At 66.2% G+C, this 18,408-nt stretch carries 4 protein-coding genes; all 4 read left to right on the top strand.

Translation table 11 applies throughout. The features are described 5' to 3' along the window. Positions 1 to 196 precede the first annotated feature (196 nt). The 4 genes from F6B93_RS19060 (at position 197) to F6B93_RS19045 (ending at position 18,405) form a co-directional block, all read left to right on the top strand. Positions 197 to 958 (top strand): hypothetical protein, encoded by a 762-nt coding sequence (locus F6B93_RS19060; RefSeq protein ID WP_211696480.1) that lies wholly within the window; start codon positions 197 to 199, stop codon positions 956 to 958. Beyond that, positions 958 to 1,248, top strand: coding sequence for a hypothetical protein (locus F6B93_RS19055; protein WP_211696479.1), 291 nt, complete (start codon positions 958 to 960; stop codon positions 1,246 to 1,248). The genes F6B93_RS19060 and F6B93_RS19055 overlap by 1 nt, the downstream gene beginning before the upstream one ends. 1,063 nt (positions 1,249 to 2,311) lie before the next feature. Then, on the top strand, positions 2,312 to 6,364 hold the full coding sequence (locus F6B93_RS19050) for a PE family protein (protein WP_211696478.1): 4,053 nt from the start codon (positions 2,312 to 2,314) through the stop codon (positions 6,362 to 6,364). A 782-nt stretch (positions 6,365 to 7,146) separates the two neighbouring features. Beyond that, entirely contained in the window at positions 7,147 to 18,405 is an 11,259-nt protein-coding gene (locus F6B93_RS19045; RefSeq protein ID WP_211696477.1) for a PPE family protein, read from the top strand. Positions 18,406 to 18,408 lie beyond the last annotated feature (3 nt).

Genomic DNA, 18,408 nt, shown 5'->3' with positions numbered 1-18,408 from the left:
GCGCGGCCCACTCGACGACTGGGAGGATGCCAACTTCGGCAAGCGCGAAGGCTGCGCTGAGCTGTTGCCGAGTGCGGCCAAAGGCGGCCAAGCAGAAGATCCTCGATGAGTTGTGTGCACTCACCGGATGGCATCGTGACCATGCCCGCAAGGCGCTGCGAAACGCGTTGCGGCCAAGCGTCGTCAATACCGCGCCATGCGCCCCCCAAAATACGGGCCAAAGCTGATCGCGGCACTGAGCTTCTGCTGGGAGGTGTTGGGCAGGCAGGCGGGCAAGGGACTCGCCCCGATCCTGCCCGAGCTGGTGCCGATCCTACAAGCGTTCGGCGAGTTGGACATCGACGATCGCACCGCGACACTATTGGCCGGCATGTCGGCAGCAACCATCGACCGGCGCCTGGCCGGCCAACGCAACATGAGCGAGTTCCGGGTTCGCTGGCCCACCACGCCGGGATCGCCGCGGGAGAGGCTGACCCCGGCTCGGATCTGGGCCGAGTGGGACGCGGCGGTGCCCGGGTTGGTCGAGCTCGACCAAGTCGCCCACGACGGCGGTAACCCCGGCGGCAAGCACGCCTGGACCCTGATCGTCACCGATATCTCCACCGGCTGGACGGAGAACCGCAGCCTGGCTAATAAGACCCACACGTCGGTACTTGCTGCCCTGGATGACCTCGCTCGCTCGATGCCGTTCTCGGTACTTGGCATCGACGCCGGCAGCGGATCGAAATTCCTCGACCACCAGCTGCTCATCTGGTGTGAGCAACGCCAGATCACCCTCATCCGTTTGCAGCGGGGTAACAGCAACGACGGCAGCCACGTCGAACACAGGAACTGGGCCATCGTGCACACCGTGGGCGGCTACCGTCGCTACGACAACGAAACAGAACTACTGCTGCTCAACAAGATCTGGGCATTGCAGACGACGCTGGTCAACTATTTGCTCCTCAGCAATAGCTGATGTCCAAAGTTCGTGTCGGCGCCAAGGTCAGCAAGGAATATGACACCGCAAACCCGCACCGTCGCGCCGAAGCCCACCAGAACGTCACCGATGAGGACAAGACGATCCCGGCTGACACCTGCGCCCGCATTAACCCCGCCGCCATCCGGCACCAGATAGCGGCCCACACCGCCCAGCTGCCCACCTTCGCCGTCAGCAAGAGCACACCCAAGATCAAGACCGTCATCTCCGTGCTTTACACGTCACCGTCCGCGGATGCGTCGAGGACACGATCGACGCGGGCGGTCTGACAAGAGCCAGCTGGTCTCGTCTGTGCTGAGGATCGGCCGCTTGTCCTGTTGCGTTGGCGGTCTTCTCGCTGTGTCGTTGTGGCTGGTTATGGTCCCGGGGGCTATCGACACCAGTCGGGTGCGTTGGAGTACTTGGTAGGTGATGTCTCGATGGGGCTTGGGTCATTGCACGTGGCGTAGCGTTGCTGCGGAACTTGGGCCACGGCCACGCGCTGGCTCAGTGGTTCGGGGCAACTAATTTGGCTTGTCGGCGGGTGTTTTGTTGGCGCGGCGGTGTAAACCGGTCAGTGTATCTGCCTGCAACACCGGGTTGCATCACTAAGAATGCCCGGCATTTAGCTCGTTGCCTCGATTATGAATGCCCGCGAAATGATCGTGTCGCGAATCCTGGCTGGCGGGTCTTCGCTAACGCATTCGGGCGGTAATTACCACCAAATGTTGCCAAAGCCTAGGAATAGTCTTTGGGCAGGGACCAGGGTCCTGGATCGCATGTTCGACACGCCGAGGAGCTCGCGGGCGGCCACGGGGTTCGAATCGCGGTGTCGCCATGCGCTGACGCGCGAAGGTAGGGACTCGATTCATGGGAAAGTCCCCTCGGCCACACTCCCGCCACTGCCGCACCCGCCGCGCAAGATTCAGGATACCCACGAAATCGCTTCTGCACCTTTATTATTCGAGAGTATTGGTCGGTGGTTGAGCGCCAACACAACACCCAGCAGAGCGATTCGCCTGGCTCGCACGTTCACCAGGTGGTTCACCTTCGACTCGATGGCGGCCCGGTGGTTCCTCTTCTGGGGTGGCCAGCGGGTCGGAGCGATCTCGCACCGTCCGGCCTGGGTGATGCTGATGACCTTTTTCGCGAACCCGATGGCACTACCCGGTATCCGCCAATGGCATCTGAATGCACGCCTTCCGAACCAATTTTGCGGGCATATCCATTTGAGGCAACGGCCGAGAGCATAATCTCACCGAATCGCGGAATTGCGGGTCGGCGCCGCGCTAATATTTGGCACCAATTCTGGCGCACAGCGCATATTTCATCGATGACCTGATCGGAGCGGCGATGTCGTATCTCAGTGCAACACCGGAAATCGTGGTATCGGCCGCCGCCGAAGTGCAAAGCATCGGTTCGGCGCTGGGGGCGGCCAATGCGGCAGCCGCCGTGCCGACCACGGCGGTCTTGGCCGCCGGCGCGGATGAGGTGTCGGCGGCTATCGCGGCGTTGTTTTCTGGTTTTGGCCGCGATTATCAGGCGCTCGGCGCGCAGACAGCGGCCTTTCATGCCCAGTTCGTGCAGGCATTGACCAGTGCGGGGGGTGCGTATGCGGCCGCTGAGGCGGCCAATGCCTCGCCGCTGCAGGCCCTTGAGCGCGAGGTTCTGGGTGTGATCAATGCACCCACCCAGGTGCTGTTCGGGCGCCCGTTGATCGGCGACGGCGCCAACGCGGCGCCAGGAACCGGGGCTAGGGGCGGCGATGGCGGGATTCTGTGGGGTAGCGGCGGGGCCGGCGGGTCGGGTGCGCCGGGCCAGGCCGGTGGGGCCGGTGGCGCCGCGGGGCTGATTGGCAACGGTGGTTCCGGGGGGATGGGCGGGGCCGGTGCGGCCGGCGGGATAGGTCGTACCGGGGGGTTGTTGTTCGGCCACGGCGGGGCCGGCGGCACCGGCGGGGTCGGAGGTGGGGCCGGCGGTGTCGGCGGCAGCGCATTGTTGTTCGGCAACGGTGGTGCCGGCGGTGCCGGCGGGGCAGGCGCCGCCGGCACCCTCGGCACCGCGGGCACCATGAGTGCGCCGGACGGCGGTCTCGGTGGTAGCGGCGGTACCGGCGGGCAAGGTGGAGTCGCCGGTAACGGCGGGTTGTTGTTCGGCAACGGCGGAGCCGGCGGTATGGGAGGGGCCGGCGGGGCCGGTGGTGCCGGCGGGGCAGGCGCCGCCGGCGCCGCCGCGATGGACCCGGGCACCAATGGTCAGCACGGCGGTCACGGCGGTGCCGGTGGCCAGGGCGGCGGCGGCGGCAACGCCGGGGCCAGCGGCAAGGGCGGGTTCTTCTTCGGTGCTGACGGCGTCGATGGTGTTGGCGGTGACGGTGGTGCCGGCGGTGACGGTGGCACCCCCGGTAATGGTGGGCGCGGTGCCGATGCCACCGGAAACGGCAATGACGGCGGCAACGGGGGCAGTGGCGGCCGCTCCGGTGACGGCGGCGCGGGTGGGGTCGGCGGGGCCGGGTCCACCGCGGGTCAAGCGGGCGCGACCGGGGCCACCTCCAAGGGTGGTACAGGCGGCGACGGTGGCTGGGGTTCGGCCGGCTTCGCCGGCGTTGCTGGCGGCTCCGGCGGAACCGGCGGTGAAGGCGGTGCTGGCGGGCTGCTCGGTGACGGCGGCACCGGTGGCCGTGGGGGCAATGGCGGTGGCGGGGTGAACGCGATGGACCCGGGTGACGTGGGACAGCAGGCCGGCAACGGTGGTGCTGGCGGAACCGGGGGAGCCGGCGGTATCCAAGGCGGTAACGGCGGGGCAGGCGGCACTGGCGGGCGCGGCGGCCACGGTGGCGACGGAGCCAACGGGGCGACCGCGACTGACCCCGGTGCCAATGGTCAGGACGGCGGTCGCGGCGGGAACGGTGGAGCTGGTGGCGCGGGTGGAGCCGGGGGGACCGCGGTGGCCGGCGTCGATGGTGTTGGCGGTGACGGTGGTGCCGGCGGTGACGGTGGCACCCCCGGTAATGGTGGGCGCGGTGCCGATGCCACCGGAAACGGCAATGACGGCGGCAACGGGGGCAGTGGCGGCCGCTCCGGTGACGGCGGCGCGGGTGGGGTCGGCGGGGCCGGGTCCACCGCGGGTCAAGCGGGCGCGACCGGGGCCACCTCCAAGGGTGGTACAGGCGGCGACGGTGGCTGGGGTTCGGCCGGCTTCGCCGGCGTTGCTGGCGGCTCCGGCGGAACCGGCGGTGAAGGCGGTGCTGGCGGGCTGCTCGGTGACGGCGGCACCGGTGGCCGTGGGGGCAATGGCGGTGGCGGGGTGAACGCGATGGACCCGGGTGACGTGGGACAGCAGGCCGGCAACGGTGGTGCTGGCGGAACCGGGGGAGCCGGCGGTAGCCAAGGCGGTAACGGCGGGGCAGGCGGCACTGGCGGGCGCGGCGGCCACGGTGGCGACGGAGCCAACGGGGCGACCGCGACTGACCCCGGTGCCAATGGTCAGGACGGCGGTCGCGGCGGGAACGGTGGAGCTGGTGGCGCGGGTGGAGCCGGGGGGACCGCGGTGGCCGGCGTCGATGGTGTTGGCGGTGACGGTGGTGCCGGCGGTGACGGTGGCACCCCCGGTAATGGTGGGCGCGGTGCCGATGCCACCGGAAACGGCAATGACGGCGGCAACGGGGGCAGTGGCGGCCGCTCCGGTGACGGCGGCGCGGGTGGGGTCGGCGGGGCCGGGTCCACCGCGGGTCAAGCGGGCGCGACCGGGGCCACCTCCAAGGGTGGTACAGGCGGCGACGGTGGCTGGGGTTCGGCCGGCTTCGCCGGCGTTGCTGGCGGCTCCGGCGGAACCGGCGGTGAAGGCGGTGCTGGCGGGCTGCTCGGTGACGGCGGCACCGGTGGCCGTGGGGGCAATGGCGGTGGCGGGGTGAACGCGATGGACCCGGGTGACGTGGGACAGCAGGCCGGCAACGGTGGTGCTGGCGGAACCGGGGGAGCCGGCGGTAGCCAAGGCGGTAACGGCGGGGCAGGCGGCACTGGCGGGCGCGGCGGCCACGGTGGCGACGGAGCCAACGGGGCGACCGCGACTGACCCCGGTGCCAATGGTCAGGACGGCGGTCGCGGCGGGAACGGTGGAGCTGGTGGCGCGGGTGGAGCCGGGGGGACCGCGGTGGCCGGCGTCGATGGTGTTGGCGGTGACGGTGGTGCCGGCGGTGACGGTGGCACCCCCGGTAATGGTGGGCGCGGTGCCGATGCCACCGGAAACGGCAATGACGGCGGCAACGGGGGCAGTGGCGGCCGCTCCGGTGACGGCGGCGCGGGTGGGGTCGGCGGGGCCGGGTCCACCGCGGGTCAAGCGGGCGCGACCGGGGCCACCTCCAAGGGTGGCTCAGGCGGCGACGGTGGCTGGGGTTTCGACGGTGGCGAAGGGGGCACCGGCGGGGCCGGCGGTAGCGGCGGGCTGGCGGGTGACGGCGGCAACGGCGGCCGCGGCGGCAACGGCGGCAGCGCCGTCCGCGATTTGTCAGGCCCCAACATCCCGGCTGGCATGGGCGGAGCCGGCGGCGCCGGTGGCGACAGCGGCACCGGCACCGGCGGAGCCGGGGGTGCCGGCGGCCGCGGCGGCGACGGCAGCTTGGGCCTCGTGGGCGGCATTGGTGGAGCCGGCGGCATCGGCGGCACCAGCATCAGCGGCAACGGCGGCATCGGTGGAGTGGGCGGCATCGGCGGCACCAGCGTGACCGGCGCCGGCGCCGGCGTCGGCGGCACGGGTGGAGCCGGCGGCGCCAGTACCAGCGGCGACGGCGGTGCCGGCGGTGCCGGTGGTCGCGGCGGCGCCGCCGCCATCGCTGGTGGCCCGCCCGGTGCCGGTAGCCGCGGCGGTGCCGGCGGTGCCGGCGGTGCCAGCGGCACCGGTGCCGGCGGCGACGGCGGTGCCGGCGGCGACGGTTCCGACGGCGCCCCCGGCAGGGTTGGTACGAGCCAGAACGGTGGACCCGGCGGCTCCGGCGGCAAGGGTGGCCCCGGCGGAAGCACTGGCACCGGCACCGGCGGTTCCGGCGGTTCCGGCGGTTCCGGCGGCAATGGCGGCGACGGCGCGCGCGTCGGCTCGTCCGGTGGCAACGGCGGCAACGGCGCCACCGGCGGCGACGGCGGCATGGGCGGTCAGAGTGGCACCGGCACCGGCGGCATGGGCGGTGTCGGTGGTACTGGCGGCACGGGAGGCAATGGCGCCGGCGGCATCAACAGCGGTTTCGGTGGCAATGGCGGCAAGGGCGGTGACGGCGGCGTCGGCGGCACCGGCAGCACGAACCCGGGTGGCCCCGGCGGCCCCGGCGACATCGGCGGATCGCGCAATGGAACGATCGCCGGGACGGGCGGGACCGGCGGGACCGGCGGGCAGGGCGGGACCGGCGCACCCTGATCGGTTTCGCCCGCGTGAGTCCGGGGTGGCGTGAAAGTTGACGATTCTTCCCACGGTGGCAATCCCGGCGATAGCGGCTCCGCGGTGAGGCGCCAACGCCGCATAACGCCGTGCATTTTGGGCTGCGTCAACGTTGGCGCCAATGCGACTCAAACCCGCTCAACCTGTGGCCGGCTCGTGGTTTAGCGAAGGGTTTGCGGTGGGCGGGGTTGTTGGACCTCGGCGTGTCCGACATGGTTCGGAGATTGCGCCCACTTCGTGTCGTCGGGTGCGGCAACCTGCGTCGGTCGCCCGTGCCGGCGGGGCCGTGAGCGCTGAAATTGGTGCGGTCGGTGATGGTGCGGTCGGGATCGCTGACTGCAGCGCGCTTGAGTTTGGGCAGCTCGGGCCGGCGAGGCTCGGATCGGTCGTGTTGGCCCGCGAGCGTGGCCGCGCGCCTGAGTGGCTTGCGAGTCAGCGCAGGGCGCACACCGGCGTTGCCGCGGTCGATGGTGGGTGCGGGCTTGTTCAACGCGGGTTTCGTCAGGGCGGAATGGTCGCGCTTTCAGCAAACATCGATACCGGCAACCCGGTCGGGGTGGTGCGGCGACCAATTGCTTGCCAGAAAAACTATTTCCAAACTTCAGTGAGCTAGCGGTGTTCGCTGTATATTCTGATGACGCGTCCTGAAGCGCGCATATGGAGTAGCTCAGCAACGAGGAACTGACGGTTATTCGGGCTGTATCGACGGGGTTAGTCCAGGACCGCTTGTGGTGTCGATCGGCTGAGAGGGGCCTGGGACGATGGACTTTCCGGTATTGGCGCCGGAAATCAATTCCGCATTGATGTATGGCGGGCCGGGGCCGGGGCCGTTGTTGGCGGCGGCAGCGGCGTGGGAGGGACTGGCTGTCGAGTTGGGGTCGGCGGCAGTTGCGTTCGGGTCGGTCACCACAGGGTTGGTGGACGATTCCTGGCACGGCGCGGCGGCGGCAGCGATGGCTGGCACGGCGGCCCCGTATGCGGGGTGGCTGAGTGTCACTGCGGCCCAGGCGCAGGAGGCGGCGGGGCAGGCGCGGGTAGTTGCGGGGGCGTTTGAGGCGGCGTTGGCGGCCACGGTGGATCCGGTGGTGATCGCGGCCAACCGCGCGATGATGCGAGCGCTGGCGCTGTCGAACCTGTTCGGGCAGAACACGGCGTTGATCGCGGCCGCGGAGGCCGACTACGAGCTGATGTGGGCGCAGGATGTGGCGGCGCTGGTCGGCTATCACACGGGCGCCTCGGCCGCGATGTCGGCGTTGCCGGTGTTTGGCGCGCCAGCTCAGGCGCTGCGGGGGTTGGCTCCTCTGGCAGGTGTCAGCACCTTCGCCGCGGCTCTGGTCGCCAATCCCGGCAGTGTGCTGACGCTGAATGCGGGTGCGGCGAACGTGGGCAATTACAACATCGGCGTGGGTAACGTCGGGGAGCTCAACCTCGGCGGGGCAAATATCGGTGGCCAGAATTGGGGCGCAGCCAACGTCGGTCGCGGTAACGTCGGGTTCGGCAATATCGGCTCCGGGAACGTCGGGTTCGGTAATTCTGCTTTGGGCTTGGTCCCGGGTATCGGCAATGTTGGGTGGGGCAACGCCGGCAGCAGCAACGTTGGTTTCGGAAACCTGGGTGTAGGCAACATCGGGTTGGCCAACACCGGGAACAACAACACCGGGATCGGCTTGGTCGGCGACAATTTAACCGGGTTCGGGGGCTGGAACTCCGGGACCGGCAATCTCGGGTTGTTCAACTCCGGCACCGGCAATGTCGGGTTCTTCAACACCGGCACCGGGAACTTCGGTATCGGGAACTCGGGGGCCTACAACACCGGTATCGGGAACTCCGGGATGGCCAGCACGGGACTGTTCAACGCCGGGAATTTCAACACCGGCATCGCCAATACGGGTCATTACAACACGGGGAGCTTCAACGCCGGTGACACCAACACCGGTGATGTCAATCCGGGCAGCATCAACACCGGCTGGCTGAACACCGGCAGCATCAACACGGGCCTGGCGAACTCCGGTCATGTCAACACCGGCGCCTTCATCGCGGGCAACTTCAACAACGGCGCGTTCTGGGTGGGTGATAACCAGGGGCTCTTCGGCGCGGTGGACGGAACCGTCTCCATTCCCCAGATCCCCATCGGCTTTGGCCTCGACAGCGGCATCGGCCCCATCACCCTCGAGCCGATCCAGATCCTCCCCGACATCCCGATCAATATTCACCAGACCATCAACTTCGGTCCGCTGGTCGTTCCGGACATCGTGATTCCCGGGTTCGGTGGGGGTCCGGGCATATCGATCAATATCGGTCCCCTGACCATCTCACCCATCACCCTGTTTCCCGAACAAGATTTCAATTATTTTCCATCTGTCGGGCCTTTGGGACTGGGCAAGATCGATATTCCTCGAAACGGAGTTTTCGGCGTCGATGTCGGCCCCATTACGGTTGACACCACTATTCGGCAATTCCCCCTAACTCTTTCCTGGGCCAGCCCCGCTATCACGGTCTTCCCGGAGGGCTTGAGTGTTCCCGATAGTCCGTTGGCGTTGCTGGCCGGTGTGTCGATCGGGACTCCGGGTTTCACGATTCCGGGTTTTAGTCTTCCGGCGCAGCCGTTGCCGTTGACGATCGACATCGACGGCCGCATTGATGGTTTTCGCACCCCGGCGATCACGATTGACCGCATCCCCATTGACGTCGGGGCCGGGGTGAATATCGGTCCCATCCCGATTCAGGGCCTCAACATTCCGGCGGCGGGTCCAGGCGTGGGGAACACGACCACCGCTCCGTCGTCGGGTTTCTTCAACACTGGTGCCGGCGGGACGTCGGGTTTCGGCAACTTCGGTTCCGGCGGCTCGGGGTGGTGGAACGTCGCACCCAGTGCGTTGGCGGGGGCGGGTTCGGGTGTGCTGAACATCGGCGCGTTGGGTTCCGGTGCGCTGAATGTGGGTGCGGGATTGTCGGGGCTGTACAACACCAGCGCGCTGGGTCTGGTGACGCCGGCGGTGGTGTCGGGTGTGGGCAATCTCGGCGAGCAGTTGTCGGGGGTGTCGTCGGCGGGCACCGCGCTCAACCAGACCCTGATCGCCAACCTCGGGTGGGCCAACGTCGGCAACGTCAACCTCGGGTTGGGCAATGTCGGCGACGTCAACCTGGGTGGCGCCAACCTCGGTGATTTCAACGTGGGGCTGGGCAATCTTGGCGACGGAAACGTCGGGTTCGGCAACCTCGGGCAGGGCAACGTTGGATTGGGTAATTCTGGTCCGGGGCCGGGTCTGGCAGGTGTGGGCAATATCGGGTGGGGCAATGCCGGCAGCGACAACTACGGTTTCGCCAACCTGGGTGTGGGCAATATCGGGTTGGCCAACACCGGCACTAACAATATGGGCATCGGGCTGGTCGGGGACAACCTGAGCGGGTTCGGCGGCTGGAACTCCGGTGTCGGCAATGTCGGGTTGTTCAACTCCGGTACCGGCAACATCGGGTTCTTCAACAGCGGCACCGGCAACTTCGGGATCGGGAACTCCGGGGACTTCAACACCGGGATCGGCAACACCGGTATCGCCTCGACCGGGGTTTTCAACTCTGGGAACTTCAACACCGGTGTGGCCAATCCCGGCCACTACAACACGGGCAGTTTCAATGCCGGTGACACCAACACCGGTGATTTCAACCCGGGTGGCCTCAACACGGGCTGGTTCAACACGGGTCAGGCCAACACCGGTCTGGCGAACTCGGGCGCGGTGGGCACCGGGGCGTTCCTCTCGGGAAACTACAGCAACGGGCTGTTGTGGCGGGGCGACTATCAGGGCCTGGTCGGGGCACACCTCGTGCCCACGATTTCGGAGTTCCCGATCACCACCCACGTCGGCGCCGGGCTGGGGCCCGTGTATGCGGCGCCGGTCCCGATTCCCGCCCTGCACTTCGACATCACCAGCGCGTCGGTGGGCCTGGGTCCGTTCACCATCCCGGAAATCACCGTTCCAGCGATCCCGGTCCACGTCATCGGATCGGTGGGCCTGGGGGAGAACGCCATCTCGGCCGCTCCCATTCTTGACCTCGGCAGCCGCTTCAAGCTGTTCACCCAGTTCGGACCCATCAGCTTCAACACCCCGGTTGCCTTAGTTGAACAACTCACCTTGCCCCCGATTCAAACAGGGCGGATCCACGTCGACGGCCCCAGGCTGGAGGGTCCCTTTAACCAACAAATGGTTCTGTCTAGCACCCTCGACCTCAATCCCTGGATCGCGTTCCCGGATGGTTTCACCATTCCCGCGCAAACGCCGGTGAGCCTGGGGATGTCCGGCGGCAATGACGCGTTCACGTTCTTCCCGGGTGGGTTGACCTTCCCGCAGGCCTCCGCGGGAATCACCAACCTGTCCGGGGGCCTGGACGCGTTCACCTTGTTGCCCAACGGGTTCACGATCGACACGGTCCCGGCGACCGTGGACGGGATCGCCACCATCGGCCCGATCAAGCTCCCGATCATCGATGTTCCGGCGGTGCCGGGTTTCGGCAACGCCACCGCGGTTCCGTCGTCGGGGTTTTTCAACGCCGGCGACGGTGGGGGATCGGGTGTCGGCAACGTCGGTGCCGGGGTGTCGGGCCTATGGAACCAGGCCCTCGACGCGGTGGCGGGCGCGGGTTCGGGTGTGTTCAATGTCGGCGCGCTGGGCTCGGGGGTGCTCAACGTTGGCTCGGGGGTGTCGGGGCTGTACAACACCAGCACGCTGGGGGCGGGAACGCCGGCGGTGCTCTCCGGTGTGGGCAGCATCGGCGAGCAGTTGTCGGGGTTGTTCGCGGCGGGCACGGCGCTCAATCAGGGCAGCAGCATCGTCAACCTGGGGTTGGCCGAGGTGGGCAGCTTCAACCTGGGGTGGGGCAATGTCGGGGAACTCAACGTGGGTGGGGCCAACCTCGGTGGGCACAACCTGGGGTTGGGCAACATCGGCGACGCCAACCTCGGGTTCGCCAACATCGGTAGCGGAAACATCGGGTTCGGCAACTCTGGTCCGGGGTCGGGTCCGGGGGCCGGTCTGGCGGGTGTGGGCAATATCGGGTTCGGCAACGCGGGCAGCGACAACTACGGTTTCGCCAACCTGGGTCTGGGCAATATCGGGTTGGCCAACGCCGGCACCGGCAATATCGGGATCGGGTTGGTCGGGGATAACCGGGTCGGGTTCGGGGGCTGGAACTCCGGTAGTGGCAATGTCGGGTTGTTCAACTCCGGTGATGGCAATGTCGGGTTCTTCAACACCGGCACCGGCAACTTCGGGATCGCCAACTCGGGCAGCTACAACACCGGGATCGGCAACTCCGGGATCGCGAGCACCGGGTTGTTCAACGCCGGTAACTTCAACACCGGTGTGGCCAATCCCGGCCACTACAACACGGGCAGCTTCAACGCCGGGGACACCAACACCGGTGATGTCAACCCGGGCAGCCTCAACACCGGCTGGTTCAACACCGGCCACGCCAATACCGGCGTGCTGAATACCGGCACACTGGGCACCGGGGCGTTCCTGTCGGGCAACGCCAGCAACGGCATCCTGTGGCGCGGCGACTATGCGGGCCTGTTCGGCCTGTCGCTGGGCATTTCGATTCCTGAGTTCCCGATCCAGATCACTGTCACCGGTGGGTTGCCCCCCATCGTCATCCCCGACATCGAGCTGTTGCCCCCGCTGCACCTGGGCATCGGCGGCGCCGCGAACTACGGCTTCGCGGTGCCCGACATCCCCATTCCGGCAATCCACTTCGGCATCGACGGCGCCGCCAACGTCGGCTTCACCGCCCCGGCAACCACCCTGACGTCGGCGTTGTCCGCGCCGGCAACTGGGAGTGAGCTACATGCATTCCCCATCACACTCACGAATATCTTTGCCAACAAATTTCCTTATCGCGTTGACGTAGGGATTGGTTCCCTAACGGGTGAGGTTGGGGCGATCCGTATCGATCCAATTACCATTCTCCCCGACACCACTGTGCCGCTCGACTTCAACATCGCGCCCATTGCCCTGAACGCAATCTCGATCCGTGCGTCGATTCCCATCGAGATTCCGCCGGTTGATATCCCGGCCTCGCTCATCGAGGGGATCTCGATGTCCGAGGTCATTCCGATTGATGTGTCGGTGGATATTCCAGCGGTCACCATCCCGGGTATCACCATTGACCCGTTCCCGCTGGATTTCGACATCCTCACCAGCGCGGGCCCACTCGACATCTCGATCCTCGACATTGCGCCCACACCGGGCCTTGGGAACTCGACCGAGCTTGCGTCGTCGGGCTTCTTCAACTCCGGCGGTGGCGGCGGATCGGGTCTCGGCAACGTCGGTGCGGGGGTGTCGGGCTGGTTGAACCAGGCCGCCGAGGGCTCGGTGCTGGGAGCGCTGTCGGGTCTGGGCAACGCCGGCACGCTGGCGTCGGGGTTGTTGAATTCGGGCACCGGCCTGTCGGGGTTGTTCAATGTCAGCACGCTCGATGTGGGGACCCCGGCGCTGATCTCGGGCCTGGGCAACCTGGGTGATCGCCTCTCGGGGTTGTCCCTCGATGGGCTGAGCGCGATGCTCGACAGCGGCTCCGGCGATAGCGGCGGCGGTGGCGCCGGGGAACCCAGCCTCATCGACGTGGCCCTCGCCGAGCTGGGGTACCTCAACATCCAGAACCTGTTTGACTTGGGCAACGTCGGCGGAGTCAACCTCGGCTTCGGCAACGTCGGCGAGTCCAACCTGGGTGGCGGTAACGTCGGGGTCGGCAATTTCGGTGGTGGCAACTTCGGTGTGCAGAACCTGGGGTTGGGCAATCTCGGGGACAGCAACGTTGGGTTCGGCAACATCGGTGAGTTCAACTTCGGATTCGCCAACGCGGGTCCTGGGCTGACTGCGGGCTTCAATAACATCGGCGTCGGCAATGCCGGCTACTACAACATCGGATTCGCCAACGCCGGCGCTTACAACATCGGATTCGCCAACACCGGCAATGGCAATGTCGGTATTGGGTTGGTCGGGGACGGATTGGTCGGGTTCGGGGGCTGGAACTCCGGTGCCGGCAATGTCGGGTTGTTCAACTCCGGGACCGGCAACATCGGGTTCTTCAACACCGGCACCGGCAACTTCGGTATCGGCAACTCGGGGGACTACAACACCGGCGTCGGGAATGCGGGGATGGCCTCGACCGGGTTGTTCAATGCCGGTGGTTTCAACACCGGTGTGGCCAATCCCGGGGACCACAACACGGGCAGCTTCAACGTGGGGAGCTTCAATACCGGCGACTTCAACCCCGGCGATGTCAACACCGGCTGGTTCAACGTCGGCGACACCAACACTGGGATTCTCAACACCGGTGATGTCAACACCGGTGCGTTCAATTCCGGGAATTTCAACAACGGGGCGCTGTGGACCGGTGACTTCCACGGCGTGCCGGGTTTCTCCTACACCATCGAGATCGACGGCAGCACCGTGGTGGATTTCACCGAAACGGTCAACTTCGGGCCGATCGTCATCGATCAGATCGATATTCCCGGCATGTCGTTCGGCCTCAACGAACTCATCGAGATCGCGCCGTTGGCCATCCCGCAGATCGACGTTCCCGGAATACCGGTGGACATCCACGAATCGATGGTGATCGATCCCATCGTCTTGTTCGCGGGCATTGACATTCCCGCTCAGGAGATCACGGTCCCTCTCGACAGCCCCGGGACAACCGAGTCGAGTAGCTTCACGCTTCCGCTGATCCGCCTGACTGCGCTCGGCTTCGATTGGGTACTTGGTACGTCCGCCTCAACCGGGTTCTCCCTGCCATTTTTCGAGGTCACGGAACCCACGAAGGGCTTCACGATCATTTCCGGCCCAAGCAAACCAAGCACCGGGAACATGGTGATAAGCCTCCCGCGCATCATCATCCCGGAGATCGCGACGTCGAGTATTCCGTTGAATATCGATGTGTCGGGTGGGCTACCGGCGTTTACGTTGTTCCCGGGCGGGTTGTCGATTCCGGAAAACCCGATTCCCTTGACGATCGATGCGTCCGGAGGGCTGGATCCGATCACGATTCTCCCGGGCGGTTTGACGATCGACCCATTGCCGTTGAACGCCGCCCTGAACATCACGATGCCCGATATCAGCATCCCGCTCATCGATATTCCGGCGAGCCCGGGCTTCGGCAACACGACACCGACCCCGTCGTCGGGGTTCTTCAACTCCGGTACTGGCGGGACATCGGGTTTCGGCAATTTCGGTGCGGGCTCCTCCGGTTGGTGGAACCAGGCCCACGACGCGGTGGTCGGGGCGAGTTCGGGTGTGCTCAACGTCGGCACGTTGGGCTCGGGGGTGCTCAACGTCGGCTCGGGGGTGTCGGGGCTGTACAACACCAGCACGCTGCCGCTGGGCACGCCGGCGTTGCTGTCGGGCCTGGGGAACGTGGGCCAGCAACTGTCGGGGCTCTCGGTCGCGGGGACCGCACTGAACCAGGCCGTCATCGTCAACCTCGGGCTAGGCAATGTGGGTGCCTTCAACCTGGGGTTGGGCAATGTCGGGGACTTCAACTCCGGTGCCGCCAACCTCGGCGGGCACAACCTGGGGTTGGGCAACATCGGCGACGCCAACCTTGGGTTCGCCAACATTGGCAGCGGAAACATCGGGTTCGGCAACTCTGGTCTGGGGTCGGGTCTGGGGGCAGGTCTGGCGGGTGTGGGCAATATCGGGTTCGGTAATGCGGGCAGCGACAACTACGGACTGGCGAATCTGGGTGTGGGCAATATCGGGTTCGGCAATACCGGCAACAACAACGTCGGAATCGGGTTGGTCGGGGATAACCAGGTCGGGTTCGGTGGCTGGAACTCCGGTAGTGGCAATGTCGGGTTGTTCAACTCCGGTGATGGCAATGTCGGGTTCTTCAACACCGGTACCGGCAACTTCGGGATCGGAAACTCCGGGGACTACAACACCGGGATCGGGAACTCCGGTGTCGCCTCGACCGGGTTGTTCAACGCCGGCAATTTCAACACCGGTGTGGCCAATCCCGGACACTACAACACCGGTAGCTTCAACGCCGGTGACACCAACACGGGTGATGTCAACCCGGGCAGCCTCAACACCGGCTGGTTCAACACCGGTCACGTCAATACCGGCATCGCCAACTCGGGCAACCTCGGCACCGGGGCGTTCATGTCGGGCAACGCCAGCAACGGCATCCTGTGGCGGGGCGACTATCAGGGGCTGTTCGGCCTGTCCTACCAGTTAGACGTGCCCAGGATCCCCATCCTGGACATGCACGGAACCGCCAACTTCGGCCCGGTCGTCATCCCGCCCATCCCGATTCCGGAAGTCAACGGGCACCTGGGTGGCAACATCGCGATGGGCTCGTTCACCATCCCGCAAATCGACATCCCCGAACTCAAACCCGACATTACGGGAAGCGTGAACATCGGCCAGATCGCAGTCCCGTCCGTCACTATTCCCAGCATTAACCACTTCGGAGTGGTCCTCGATTATGCCGCGTCGCTCGGGTCGGAAACGCAGCTAGAGCCCTTCATCCTTTGGAATTCGGGCAACTTCTTGACCGGCACGAATTGGGTCGCCCTCGGGCGGAACTTCCCAATTCCAATCGTTGACACATTCCCGGGCGGCAATGTCATCTCTGGTTCCCCGACTCCAGCGCAGACCGGACCAATGCATGCCGAAATCAATGTGCTCGCCCATGCCTTCAACACTCCGGGGCTCAATATTCATCCGACTTCGCTTCGCTTCGGTGTGCCCGGCAGCATCGACCCGATCACGATTTTCCCGGGTGGGTTGACGTTCCCGGCGAACTCGTTGTTGAACCTGGATGTGACCGCATTTGGCGGCGGTGTGGACATCCCGGCCATCGTCTTCCCGGAGATCCCGGCCAACGTCGACGGCACGGTCTTCGTCATTGGAAGCAACGTCGGGCTCATCGACATCCCGGCGACTCCGGGCATCGGGAACACGACCACCGCTCCGTCGTCGGGTTTCTTCAACTCCGGCGCGGGTGGTGGATCGGGGTTCGCCAACTTCGGTGCGAACATGTCGGGCTGGTGGAACCAGGCCCACGACGCGCTGGTGGGGGCGGGCTCGGGCTTCCTCAACGTCGGCTCGCTGGGCTCGGGCGTGGCGAACTTGGGTTCGGGGCTGTCGGGCTTCTTCAACACCAGCACCGTGGCGCCGGGGACGCCGGCGGTGGTCTCGGGCATCAACGTCGTCGGCGATCATCTCGCGGGGTTGTCGGCCGTGGGTACGGCGCTGAACCAGACCCTGATTGTCAACCCGGGGTTGGCCAACATCGGCAACAACGACTTCGGGTTCGGCAACGTCGGCAACTTGAACCTGGGTGCGGGCAATATCGGTGACCACAACGTGGGGTTGGGCAACCTCGGGGACGGCAACGTCGGGTTCGGCAACATCGGCGACGGCAACTTCGGGTTGGGTAACTCGGGTCTGGCCGCGAGCCTGGCCGGGGTGGGCAACATCGGGCTCGGCAATGCCGGCAGCAACAACCACGGCTTCGCCAACCTGGGTGTGGGCAATATCGGGTTCGCCAATACCGGCAACAACAACGTCGGGATCGGGCTGGTCGGGGATAACCAGGTCGGGTTCGGTGGTTGGAACTCCGGTAGCGGCAATGTCGGGTTGTTCAACTCCGGCACCGGCAATGTCGGGTTCTTCAACACCGGCACCGGCAACTTCGGGGTGTTCAACTCCGGCAGCTACAACACCGGGATCGGGAACTCCGGGATCGCCAGCACCGGGTTGTTCAACTCCGGTGATTTCAACACCGGTGTGGCCAATCCCGGTTCCTACAACACCGGCAGTTTCAATGTCGGTGACACCAACACCGGCGACTTCAACCCCGGCAGCCTCAACACCGGCTGGTTCAACACTGGGCACGCCAACACCGGAGCGGCCAACTCTGGCGATGTCAACACCGGAGCGTTCATCGCCGGCAACTACAGCAACGGCACGCTGTGGCGGGGCAACTTCCAGGGCCTGGCCGGCTTCGAGCTGGCCTACACCATTCCCCAATTCCCCGTTGTGGGCGCCGACGTCACCGGCGGCCTGGGCCCGACCACCGTGCTGCCAACCATCCATATCCCGGCGATTCCGCTGGGCTTCACCGCACTCGGCGACATCGGCCCCATCACCATCCCGGACATCCCCCTCCCCTCCATCCACCTGGACCTCGCCCCCACCGTCGACGTCGGCACCCTCACCATCGACCCCATCACCCTGGTCACCCCGCGACTTGACGTCAATGTCGCCGTCGCGGATGTCAACGTGAAGTCCGGAAGCTCCTCAAGCTTGTGGGTCAAAGTCGACATCCCCGGTTTAGCTATCCTCCCGTTCCCGCTGAGCTTGGGAACGTTCCCGGTGAGCTTGGGAAGCAGTGGTGGAGAGCTTTCAGTGCTCCAGGGTTTCGAGATCGCGCCCATCATCTTCTCCACCACGGTCTTAAGCTTCCCGGGATTCACCATCCCCACCGGGCCAATCCACCTTGGTCTGCCGGTGTCGCTGACCCTCGCGGGCTCGACCATCCCGGTGGGCGGCTCCTTGATTCCGCAGCTGCCGCTGGGCCTCGGGCTGGCGGGAGGCACCCCCGCGTTCGACCTCCCGTCAGCCGTCATCGACCGGATCCCGCTGAACGTGAACGCCAATTCCAGCATCGGCGCCATCGGCATCCCGATTGCCGGCTTTGGCGGGACCCCCGGCTTTGGCAACGACACCAGCGCGCCGTCGTCGGGCTTCTTCAACACCGGCGGTGGCGGCGGCTCGGGCTTCTACAACGTCGGCTCGGAGATGTCGGGCTGGCTCAACGCCATCGCAGATCCCACGCTCGGGTCAGCCTCGGGTTTCGCCAACTTCGGCACCGAGCTCTCCGGCATCCTCAACCGCGGAGCCGGCCTCTCGGGCGTGTACAACATTGGCACACTGGGCCCGATCACCGAGGCTTTCACCTCCGGGTTGGGCAACATCGGCGAGCGCCTCTCGGGTCTGCTCACCACCGGCACCGGACCGTGACCA

Source organism: Mycobacterium spongiae, from assembly GCF_018278905.1.
Classification (GTDB): Bacteria; Actinomycetota; Actinomycetes; order Mycobacteriales; family Mycobacteriaceae; genus Mycobacterium; species Mycobacterium spongiae.
This window is presented reverse-complemented; position numbering and strand designations above follow the sequence as displayed.

What these genes read in the sequence shown, in the direction of transcription:
- F6B93_RS19055 (WP_211696479.1), top strand. Translation starts at nt 958, where the DNA reads ATGTCCAAAGTTCGTGTCGGCGCCAAGGTCAGCAAGGAATATGACACC.
- F6B93_RS19050 (WP_211696478.1), top strand. Translation starts at nt 2,312, where the DNA reads ATGTCGTATCTCAGTGCAACACCGGAAATCGTGGTATCGGCCGCCGCC.
- F6B93_RS19060 (WP_211696480.1), top strand. Translation starts at nt 197, where the DNA reads ATGCGCCCCCCAAAATACGGGCCAAAGCTGATCGCGGCACTGAGCTTC.
- F6B93_RS19045 (WP_211696477.1), top strand. Translation starts at nt 7,147, where the DNA reads ATGGACTTTCCGGTATTGGCGCCGGAAATCAATTCCGCATTGATGTAT.